This window comes from Oleiphilus sp. HI0080 (genome assembly GCF_001635135.1).
The window spans coordinates 1-243 of record NZ_LWFU01000094.1 but is presented as its reverse complement, the minus strand read 5'-3'; the positions used below and the strand labels follow the sequence as shown (position 1 = coordinate 243).

Annotated in this window: 1 pseudogene; it reads right to left on the bottom strand. The window is 46.5% G+C overall.

From position 1 onward, the window contains the following. A pseudogene (locus tag A3751_RS01220) lies at positions 1-243 on the bottom strand (urea ABC transporter permease subunit UrtB); the annotation flags it as partial.

Sequence of the window (243 nt, the reverse complement as noted above, 5' to 3'; positions counted from 1 at the left end):
GACATCCACTCTGGTGTCTCTACGCTGCGATTAAGAGGCGAAAAGATACTACGCACCGCTTGCTGCAATACTAAACTGATGCCGAACGTCGCCAATAGCGTTTCTAAAGGTCGTCCTTTTAAAAACTGAATCACCTCACGCTCACTAGCAATACCCACCAAACCGGATATGACAAAAACGTGCGGAATCGGAACAATAATTGATGCGCCAATCGAATCCGGCATGAGCAACTGAATCACATAG